Source organism: Klebsiella sp. Ech2A (assembly GCF_030078455.1).
In the GTDB taxonomy this organism is placed as follows: Bacteria; Pseudomonadota; Gammaproteobacteria; order Enterobacterales; family Enterobacteriaceae; genus Klebsiella; species Klebsiella terrigena.
Genome location: NZ_JAQGFU010000185.1, coordinates 1 through 8,736, shown reverse-complemented (window position 1 = coordinate 8,736; position 8,736 = coordinate 1). Strand labels below are relative to the sequence as shown.

9 protein-coding genes and 1 pseudogene are annotated in these 8,736 nt (G+C 54.2%); 7 read left to right on the top strand and 3 right to left on the bottom strand.

Annotation, left to right across the window (positions count from 1 at the left end; translation table 11 throughout):
• Positions 1-376, top strand: a 376-nt coding sequence (locus PFH44_RS22280; protein WP_283826175.1) for a LysR substrate-binding domain-containing protein, incomplete at its 5' end; no start/stop codon positions are given.
• A gap of 75 nt (positions 377-451) precedes the next feature.
• Here PFH44_RS22280 and PFH44_RS22275 read toward each other — a convergent pair.
• Both PFH44_RS22275 and PFH44_RS22270 read right to left on the bottom strand, forming a co-directional pair.
• Complete coding sequence (locus PFH44_RS22275) at positions 452-928, bottom strand: WbuC family cupin fold metalloprotein (protein ID WP_283826174.1); 477 nt, start codon at positions 926-928, stop codon at positions 452-454.
• A gap of 145 nt (positions 929-1,073) precedes the next feature.
• A complete protein-coding gene (locus tag PFH44_RS22270; RefSeq protein ID WP_283826173.1) occupies positions 1,074-1,721 on the bottom strand; it encodes a TetR/AcrR family transcriptional regulator in 648 nt (215 codons plus the stop codon).
• 127 nt (positions 1,722-1,848) lie between these two features.
• On the opposite strand from PFH44_RS22270, the gene PFH44_RS22265 reads away from it, so the two are divergent.
• The 3 genes from PFH44_RS22265 to PFH44_RS22255 all read left to right on the top strand — a co-directional run bounded on the left by PFH44_RS22265 (position 1,849) and on the right by PFH44_RS22255 (position 3,813).
• A complete protein-coding gene (locus tag PFH44_RS22265) occupies positions 1,849-2,508 on the top strand; it encodes an O-methyltransferase (protein WP_283826172.1) in 660 nt (219 codons plus the stop codon).
• A gap of 85 nt (positions 2,509-2,593) precedes the next feature.
• Positions 2,594-3,067, top strand: coding sequence for an MFS transporter (locus PFH44_RS22260; protein ID WP_283826171.1), 474 nt, complete (start codon positions 2,594-2,596; stop codon positions 3,065-3,067).
• Positions 3,040-3,813, top strand: a complete 774-nt coding sequence (locus PFH44_RS22255; protein ID WP_283826170.1) for an MFS transporter — start codon at positions 3,040-3,042, stop codon at positions 3,811-3,813. Before PFH44_RS22260 ends, PFH44_RS22255 begins: the two co-directional genes overlap by 28 nt.
• 31 nt (positions 3,814-3,844) lie before the next feature.
• Here the strand turns inward: PFH44_RS22255 and PFH44_RS22250 are convergent.
• A pseudogene (locus PFH44_RS22250) lies at positions 3,845-3,958 on the bottom strand (VOC family protein); the annotation flags it as partial.
• Positions 3,959-4,556: 598 nt separating this feature from the next.
• Here PFH44_RS22250 and PFH44_RS22240 point away from each other — a divergent pair.
• The 3 genes from PFH44_RS22240 to PFH44_RS22230 all read left to right on the top strand — a co-directional run.
• Positions 4,557-5,996 carry an MFS transporter gene (locus tag PFH44_RS22240; RefSeq protein ID WP_161795684.1) on the top strand — a complete coding sequence of 480 codons (1,440 nt, stop codon included), beginning with the start codon at positions 4,557-4,559 and terminating at the stop codon, positions 5,994-5,996.
• 60 nt (positions 5,997-6,056) lie between these two features.
• Complete coding sequence (locus tag PFH44_RS22235) at positions 6,057-7,736, top strand: glycoside hydrolase family 43 protein (RefSeq protein ID WP_283826169.1); 1,680 nt, start codon at positions 6,057-6,059, stop codon at positions 7,734-7,736.
• Between the two features lie 423 nt (positions 7,737-8,159).
• Positions 8,160-8,736: carbohydrate porin (locus PFH44_RS22230; protein ID WP_283826168.1), on the top strand; the 577-nt coding region annotated here is incomplete at its 3' end.

Sequence of the window (8,736 nt, the reverse complement as noted above, 5' to 3'; positions counted from 1 at the left end):
GGCGGAGGCGCGGGTGGGGCGGGAAGCGCTGAGTCAGGAGTCGCTGATATTGCTCAGCGGAGAGTTTGCGACCCGCGAGCGGATCGATCGCTATTGCCGCCGGTACGGGATTGAGCCGCAGGTTCGGATGGAGGCGAACTCGATCAGCGCGGTACTGACCGTTATCCAGCGTACGCCGCTATCGACCCTGCTTCCGGCGGCCGTTGTCCGGGAGCGCGACGATCTGGCTGCCATTGAGCTAACGCCGGCGCTGCTGGAAAGAACGGCCTGTCTGCTGCAGCATAAGGATGCCTGGCAGAGCGCGGCCGCACGGGCGTTTAGCGCCATGGCGCTGGAGGTGGCTGCAGGGCTGAACGCTGAAGGAGAGGGGCGCTAGCGCGAGCTTACCAGGCGTAGCCGACGGCGAGAATGCTGTCGCTGTGCTGGACGTTAGAACGTTTTGCCAGCGAATCTACAGGGTAAAAGCGCCATCGCCAACCTGCGCCTGGCGGTACCATGCCATCAGCTCCGCGGTGCCCGCCTCGCCTTCAGCCGGCGCCCAGGAGACATAATCCTCGGCCGCCACCGGCCGATAGCCGCCGTGTTTCACTTCGAAAATAATCCCGCCGGGATCTAACGAGAGTACCGCATGCCAGGTCCCGGCATCCATCTCCAGCGCCGCACACTCTTCCCCTAAAATCACCCGGCGGGTGACGCGGCCCTGGTCATCAAAATTCAGCACCACAAAGCGTCCGCTAAGCGGCAGCAGCAGTTCAAAAGTGTGCGGATGGCGGTGGGGGCGAACGTAGGTTCCGGGCTCCATCGCAACGGCTAAACGCTGTACCGGATCGCTTAATTGTGGGTGGAAGTTACGGTGCGCGCGCAGGCGCGGTGAACTCGCCGCCGCTTCGCGCTGTTGCTGCATATCGCTGAGGGTAATTTGCTTCATTTATCCGCCTGGCGTCAGGTCTGAAAACGGGAGACTCGGGCCTTTTCGTCAGAAAGACCGGGTGCCGCATTGTACGCGCTAAACCCTAAGCTGTCGGGCTAAATTTGTCGCCCCGCCGGCGGCTGGCAGGTAGAGCGCTTTGCCCTTACCGCCGCTTGGCGTCCTCCTGCGCGGTCTCTCTCAGCCAGGCGCTGAACATATCCGCCATCGCATCGGAGAAGCGGCTAATTTCTTCGGCCGTGCGTGGGCTGGATGAGAAACCGCTGCCCACCGAACTTAGCGTTGTCGTCAACAGCTCGCAGGCCAGCTGCTGCCTGGCCGCCGAGGCGTCGGGAAGGACTTCCTCAATAAAGTGGCGATAGACGCTATCGGCCGCGGTTCTATTTTCTGTGGCCTCGGGCGCGTCGCGATAGAGCGGCGCGGCGTCGTTGAGCGCCTGGCGCAGTCCCGCCTCTTCGCACTCCGACTGGATAAAGGCGTGCACCAGAATGCGTAATCGGTCGAGCGGAGGACGATCGGCGTTACCGAGGATCCCGCTGAGCATGGCCGTCGTCTGCTGCCATTCATCGCTTTGTAAGCGAAACAGAATCGCCGCTTTGTTGGGGAAATACTGATATACCGACCCGACGCTCACTCCCGCCTTTTCTGCCACCCTCGCGGTGGTAAAGCGTACCGCGCCCTCTTTTTCTAAAACCTGAAGCGCGGCCTGAATAATCGCCGATACCAGCTCGGTTGAGCGGGCCTGTTTTGGTTTTTTCCTCAATGAAATCAACTTGCTTTTAGCAGGTGACATGACGCTTCTCTCCCGAGTCGGAACGCGAATAGTTAATGCGAATAATTGATCGTATTCTTTAAAAGATGACGAATCATTCGCATTTTATGCCGCAGGCGTAAACCACACAACTTCTGAAGGATTAATTATGTCAACCACGCTGACCTCCGCGCCGCTGGCGGCATTACTGGAACGCCTGTTTAAACAGGCAAACGGGGCCGCAAGCGCGGCGTTCTCCGGCATTCCTCGCGCCGACCGCGAGCGGATGATGACCAGCAAAACCGAATATCGCGAGCTTTATGGTCATCTGAAGGATCTCTGGCTCCCCGTCGCCGCGGAGACCGGGACGTTGCTCTATATGCTGGCCCGCAGCATTCGCGCGCAGCATATTGTGGAGTTCGGGACCTCGTTTGGTATTTCCGCGATCCATCTGGCCGCCGCGCTGAAGGATAACGGCGGCGGCCTGCTGATAACCAGCGAGTTTGAGCCGAATAAGGTGCTGCGGGCCCGCGAGCACCTGAAAGAGGCCGGGCTTGATGCCCTGGTCGATGTTCGCGAAGGCGATGCGCTGCAAACCCTGGCGCAGAATCTGCCGGAGACCATCGATATGGTGCTGCTGGACGGCGCCAAAGCGCTGTATCCGGAGATTCTGGCGCTCCTCGAAAGCCGTCTGCGCCCCGGCGCGCTTATCATCGCCGATAACGCCGACTACAGCGCCGAATATCTGGAGTACGTGCGCGATCCGCAACACGGTTACCTGTCCGTGCCCTTTGCGGATGACGTTGAGCTCTCGCTGCGTACGAGATGAAAAAGAGCCCGCAACAGGGCACAAGAGCCGAAGGGGAGGACGCCCTTCGGCCCGCTATTTATCCCCGCATTGAATGAATTCACTTATGACTGAACAACAAAATCAAACTTCCGCGGCGTTGACTCACACCGTACCGCAGGTCAGGTCCGTGTTCCTGACCTTACTGCCGATTGTGATATCGGTTTATATTGGTTTCCTGATTATTGGCATGCAGCTGCCGGTATTACCGCTGCATCTGCACGGTACGCTGGGGCAGAGTACGCTGGTGGTGGGGCTGGTCATCGGATCGCAGTTCGTGGCTGCGCTGCTTTCGCGCTCCTGGGCCGGCAACTTTGCCGATATCCACGGCGCGAAACGCGCGATGGTTATCGGCCTGCTGGTGACGGCCGGGTCCGGGATCCTGTATCTGCTCTCGCTGCTGTTTACGACCAGCCCCGGCGTTAGCGTGTGGATCCTGCTGGCCGGATGCATCGTGCTGGCGCTGGGCGAAAGCCTGCTGGTGACCGGCGCGATGGCTGGGGAATCGGGCTGGTGGGCCCGCGAAACGCCGGTAAAGTGATGTCCTGGAACGGGATTGCGATGTACGGCGCCTACGCGTCAGGCGCTCCGCTCGGGGTGGCCTTTAACGCCTGGGGCGGCTTCTTTGGCCTGTCGCTTGCCGTGCTGCTGGTCCCCTTTATTGCTCTGCTGGCCATTGCCAGAGTTCGCGGCGTTGCCCCGTTGGCGACGGAGAAAACCTCGTTCTATACCGTCCTTAGCGCCGTCTGGAAGCCGGGATTAGGCCTCGCCCTGTGCAGCGTCGGCTTCGGCGTTATCGAAGCGTTTATCGCGCTGCTGTTTACCGCCCACAGCTGGGGGAACGCCTCGCTGGCCTTTACCGCTTTCGGCCTGGCCTTTATCGCCGCGCGGGTTGCCTTCGGTCATCTGCCCGATAAGCTGGGCGGCGCAAGGGTTGCGCTGATCTGCGTGGTGATTGAGGCCGTGGGTCAGCTGTTTATCTGGCGAGCCGATACGGCTTCCCTGGCCTATCTTGGCGCGGCGCTTACCGGCTTTGGCTACTCGCTGGCTTTTCCCGGATTTGGCGTGGAAGCCGTACGCCGCGCTCCTCCGCAAACCCGCAGTCTGGCAATGGGGGCGTACGTTGCTTTCCTTGATGTCTCTTTAGGGATAACCGCTCCGCTGGCCGGCGCCCTGGCGGGAAAATGGGGCATTAACGCCGTCTATCTGGCGAGCGCGGCTGCCGTTGCGCTCTCCGCCGCCGTCGCGCTGGCGCTGCTGAACAGAGGCACAAACCGTGCGGGCTGAGCGGCTCTACGCGTTGATTCCAGACCGATGACCAGGATCTGTTCTGCAGGACCACCCGATAGCCATCGTCATCGGCAAAGGTGCGCCCGCTCACGTCCCAGTACGGATTAAACGAGCTCACCGGGGTAAACCCGGCCAGCTCCATTTCCAGCACAAGATGTGCCAATACCAGGCGGCAAAGCGCCGATGCTCTGCCGGCCGTTTGCCGGCACAATTTCATCCGGGCCGCAATGGCGAAAAGCCTGCGGGTTTGTTGCCTTAGGGACTGCAAAACGTACGCCGTCGAGTCGATCGAAATAAGTTTGCACAATGAACTCCATCATTCAGGGCGCGGAAGGTCAATAGCTGCGGCTATCCTCTATTTTTCATCATCGGTTGATCAATTACGTTATTTCATTCGCCGATTAAGAGATTGCTCAAATGTGAGCAATCTCGCAAAAAGTCGAGTCATGTATTCCCCCCGCTGACGGTCATGTAGAATTCAGCTTTCGGCAGGCGCTGACCGGCGCTGAAATAAAATGCCGGTTTTGTCGTGTACATACGTCCTGCCCGGACATTGGGGAGACCAGGTCCATATTTTTGTTGCGTGGACTAAGAAAACCTGCGTTTTAATGATCACAAAAGTAAAAAAACGTAACTAATTAATATAAAAACGCAATAGATTCTCCGCGGTTATCTGTGTCAAAAAGTGCTTCACATTTACAAAAACAATCGGAGACCTGATTAGAATGCGTAAAGACATAATTCAAAATCGGCATGACGAGTACCACAAATTAACGCGGGGTGAGCGCATTGGTTATGGAATGGGGGATTTTGCGCAAAACCTCGTCTTTGGTACAATTGGCGGTTTTCTTGCTCTACACATGCTGACGGTAAATACCATCAGCACCGCTACGGCCGGGTTTATATTTCTTTTTGTCCGCATAGTTAACGTTTTTTGGGATCCGATGGTCGGGACCTACGTTGACAGAAGAAGTTCAAGTGCTGGTAAATATCGCCCCTGGCTTTTAAGAGCGGGTATTCCGCTCGTTATTCTTTCCGCATTGCTGTTTGCTCCTATTCCTGGCGTCCGGGGTTCCGTTCCTTTTGCCTTTATTATTTATTTGGCACTGGATTTAGTCTATTCAGTGGTGAATATTCCCTATGGTTCTCTTAACGCGTCATTGACGCGCGATCCTGAGTCCATTGATAAACTGACCAGTACCCGAATGATGCTGGCAAACAGTGCGAACCTGCTTGTCTATACCCTGTTCCCGATGTTTGTACAAATCGCTTCGCCCAAAGATCGAAGCCTTAAGGATACCGGCTTTTTTGGCTTTGAACTCAATATGGGGAACTATACCGATCCATCCGCCAATTACGCGTGGTTTGGCGTGTACTCAGTTTATATGGTACTAGGCGCCGCGGCACTTTTCTTCTGTTATAAATTTACCAGGGAGCGGGTGGTCGCGACGGCAGAGCAAACGGCCAACGTAAAAACAACCGATCTATTTCTTGAGCTGAAAAATAACCGACCGCTTGTTATTCTGGGGCTGTTTTTCATGCTGGCCTTTACCTTCATGTTCTTCATGAACACGGTGAACGGTTTCTTTAATCAGTTTGTTGTTGGCCATTCAGAATGGATGGGGGCGGTGGGGCTTATCGCCTCAATTCCGGGCATTGTCTTTCCTGTTTTTTGGCCCAAACTCAAGAAAATTTTTGGCAAAAAAGGGTTCTTCCATCTTTTCCTTGCCATGTTTATTGTGGGTGAGTTGTTGACTTACGTTTGGTCACGCGAAGGCATGCATGACGCCCTGTGGCTCGCCTACATCGCCACGTTCATTAAACAATGGGGCTTAACCTCGGCGACGGGCTTTATGTGGGCGCTGGTCCCGGAAGTGATTGCCTATGGCGAATTGAAATCCGGCAAGCGCAATGCGGCGATTATTAATGCGATCATGGGCCTCTTCTTCAAGATTGGGTTTACTATTGGCGGCGCGATTCCCTTATGGTTATTGGCTGCGTATGGCTTTAGCGAAACCGGTGCTCAACAAAGTGCCAATGCTATCGATGGAATTATTATGACAGCGGTGTGGATCCCGATTGCTTTATCCGTTGTTTCGATGATCGTCATTCAACTCTATCCTATCTCAGATAAAAACGTCACAGAGATCAACCGTCAGCTTGACGAGGTACGGGTATAGTTAAAGTTTGAATTAAATTGCAAAAATTTAAATTAGAGAATTATATAAAGGAAGATTGCTATGACGCTTATTCAAAACCCGGTGTTACCTGGATTTAATGCGGACCCCAGTATTATTCGTGTAGATGACACCTACTATATCGCAAACTCTACATTTGAGTGGTTTCCTGGCGTGCGTTTACATGAGTCAAAGGACCTGCAGCACTGGGATCTTCTCCCCAGTCCCTTGTCCACAACCGCGCTGTTAGATATGAAAGGTAACCCTTCATCAGGTGGCATCTGGGCTCCGGCTCTTTCTTATGCTGATGGCAAATTCTGGCTAGTGTATACGGATGTGAAAGTCACGGAAGGTGCCTTTAAAGACATGACCAACTATCTGACCACCGCGACGGATATTCGTGGCCCATGGTCGGATCCTGTCAAACTCAATGGCGTCGGCTTCGATGCTTCACTGTTCCATGACGATGACGGGCGTAAATATATCGTTCAGCAAACCTGGGACCATCGAGAATATCATCACCCGTTCGATGGCATTACGTTAACTGAGCTTGATACCACGACATTAAAGTTAAAACCGGAAACAGCACGAACTCTCTATCGCGGCACTGCCGTTGCGCTTGTCGAGGGGCCGCATCTCTACAAACTGAACGGATATTACTATCTTTTCGCCGCTCAGGGAGGGACCGTATTCACCCATCAGGAGGTTGTCGCGCGTTCTAAGACCTTAGATGCCCACAGTTTTACCACGGCACCGGGGGAAGTTTTCCTAACCAACGTCGATACGCCGGACAGCTACATCCAGAAGCAGGGCCACGGCTCTTTGGTGTCAACGCCTGCTGGTGAATGGTATTACGCTTCGCTCTGCGCGCGTCCGTGGAATCGTCCAGGCGAGTCTGTCTACGATCCTCGCGGCTGGTCAACGCTGGGCAGAGAAACGTCGATCCAAAAAGTGTACTGGGATGAAGAGGGCTGGCCGCGCGTTGAAGGCGGCCACGGTGGAAAAACGTTTGTTGAAGGCCCGGAGGATGCCATTTACACCGAAAGCGCAACAGATCACAGTCAGCATGATGCCTTTACAACGCCGACCCTCGATCGCAACTGGAATACGCTCCGCGTTCCGTTCACCAAAAAAATGGGTACCACAGGCGATGGCAAGCTGACGTTGATTGGTCAGGGTTCTTTAGCGAATACCCATGACCTGTCGCTTATTGCCCGACGTTGGCAAGCCTTCTATTTTGATGCCCAGGTTAAGGTCAAATTTAACCCATTCAGCTATCAACAAATGGCGGGGTTAACGAATTTCTATAACGATCGCCACTGGAGCTTTGTGTTCATCACCTGGAATGAAATTAATGGCTCAGTCATCGAAATAGGTGAAAATAATCGCGGCAAATACACCTCTTATTTAAAAGATGATGCCATCAAGATCCCCGAAGGTACCGAGTATGTCTGGTTCCGCACTAAAGTTCGCAAGCAAACGTACAGCTATGAATATAGCTTTGACGGGATCAGCTTCGCTCAAATTCCGGTCACGCTGGATGCCGCAATACTTTCAGACGATTATGTCCTGCAAAGCTATGGCGGGTTCTTTACCGGGGCATTCGTTGGCCTGGCGGCAGTCGACTACTCTGGCTATGAGGTCAGCGCAGATTTTTATGATTTCGCTTATCAGGAGCTCGGTGATTCATTAACGCCAACTGGTCATTATGGCTGGGACGCAGGGGAATTACGCTCTAATTAAATAATTAACGGAATATCCGCTTACTGTCGTGAAGAAAGGGGGGCCGCTGATGAATGCTGCCCGCCTTACGTCAGCGCGTGATAGAGAATGCCAGATATCTGCCGTGGGATGCGATGGCGCACCAGGGTAGACCTGGCAGAGCGGCAAGGTTGTAAGCAAAATACGGCAGTCTATGACCTTGACCGTGCTGCAGATGTCGAGCCTCCATCATTTTTGTTCGTGCGTGGATTATTGCAACAGACTATTCATCGATATCCATGCTGATATTTAATTATATCGAATAGGGGGAAGCCTATTACCCGATTTATTTAACTGTACCTCTGCGCAAATAAAAATAAAATCAGCTTGTTTTGGCGGTATCTTTTCAATTTACCCCAGAACGGGATGGTTATTGTCTGAAAATATAATTAATTTGAGATAACCATGAAAACTATAAAAAAACTGCCATTAGCCGTGGCGGCTATTGCCGCGCTGTGCCCGCTTTCCTCTGTCATGGCACAAGAATTTACGCAGGAACAAATCGACGCCATTGTGGCGAAAGCCGTGGATAAAGCGCTGGCCGACCGTCAGGCCAAAATCGATGCCGCCGCCGATAAAAAGGTGGATGTCATCACCAACCCACAGACCACCGCAGCCTCGCCGGATATGGCCATTCCATTCGGCCTGAAGTTTAGCGGCTACGCCCGCTACGGCGCCCAGTTCCAGACCGGCGACCAGAAGTTCGTCGGCGTCGACGGCTCCTACAACGGCGCGTCGGCAATCGGCCGTCTCGGCAACGAAGGTAACGGCGGCGAATTCCAGATTACCAAAGCCTTTAAGAGCAGCCAGGGCGCTATCTGGGATATTAACGTCATGTTCGACCACTGGAGCGACGAAGTTAACCTGAAAAAGGCCTACGTCGGCGTCACTAACGTCCTCGAATCAAACCCCAACGCCTATATCTGGGCCGGTCGCGACTTCCACCAGCGTCCGCAGCAGGGGATCAACGACTACTTCTGGA

Excerpts from the sequence above, each read along its gene's own strand:
- PFH44_RS22275 (WP_283826174.1), bottom strand. The coding sequence starts at position 928 with ATGAAGCAAATTACCCTCAGCGATATGCAGCAACAGCGCGAAGCGGCG.
- PFH44_RS22270 (WP_283826173.1), bottom strand. The coding sequence starts at position 1,721 with ATGTCACCTGCTAAAAGCAAGTTGATTTCATTGAGGAAAAAACCAAAA.
- PFH44_RS22265 (WP_283826172.1), top strand. The coding sequence starts at position 1,849 with ATGTCAACCACGCTGACCTCCGCGCCGCTGGCGGCATTACTGGAACGC.
- PFH44_RS22260 (WP_283826171.1), top strand. The coding sequence starts at position 2,594 with ATGACTGAACAACAAAATCAAACTTCCGCGGCGTTGACTCACACCGTA.
- PFH44_RS22235 (WP_283826169.1), top strand. The coding sequence starts at position 6,057 with ATGACGCTTATTCAAAACCCGGTGTTACCTGGATTTAATGCGGACCCC.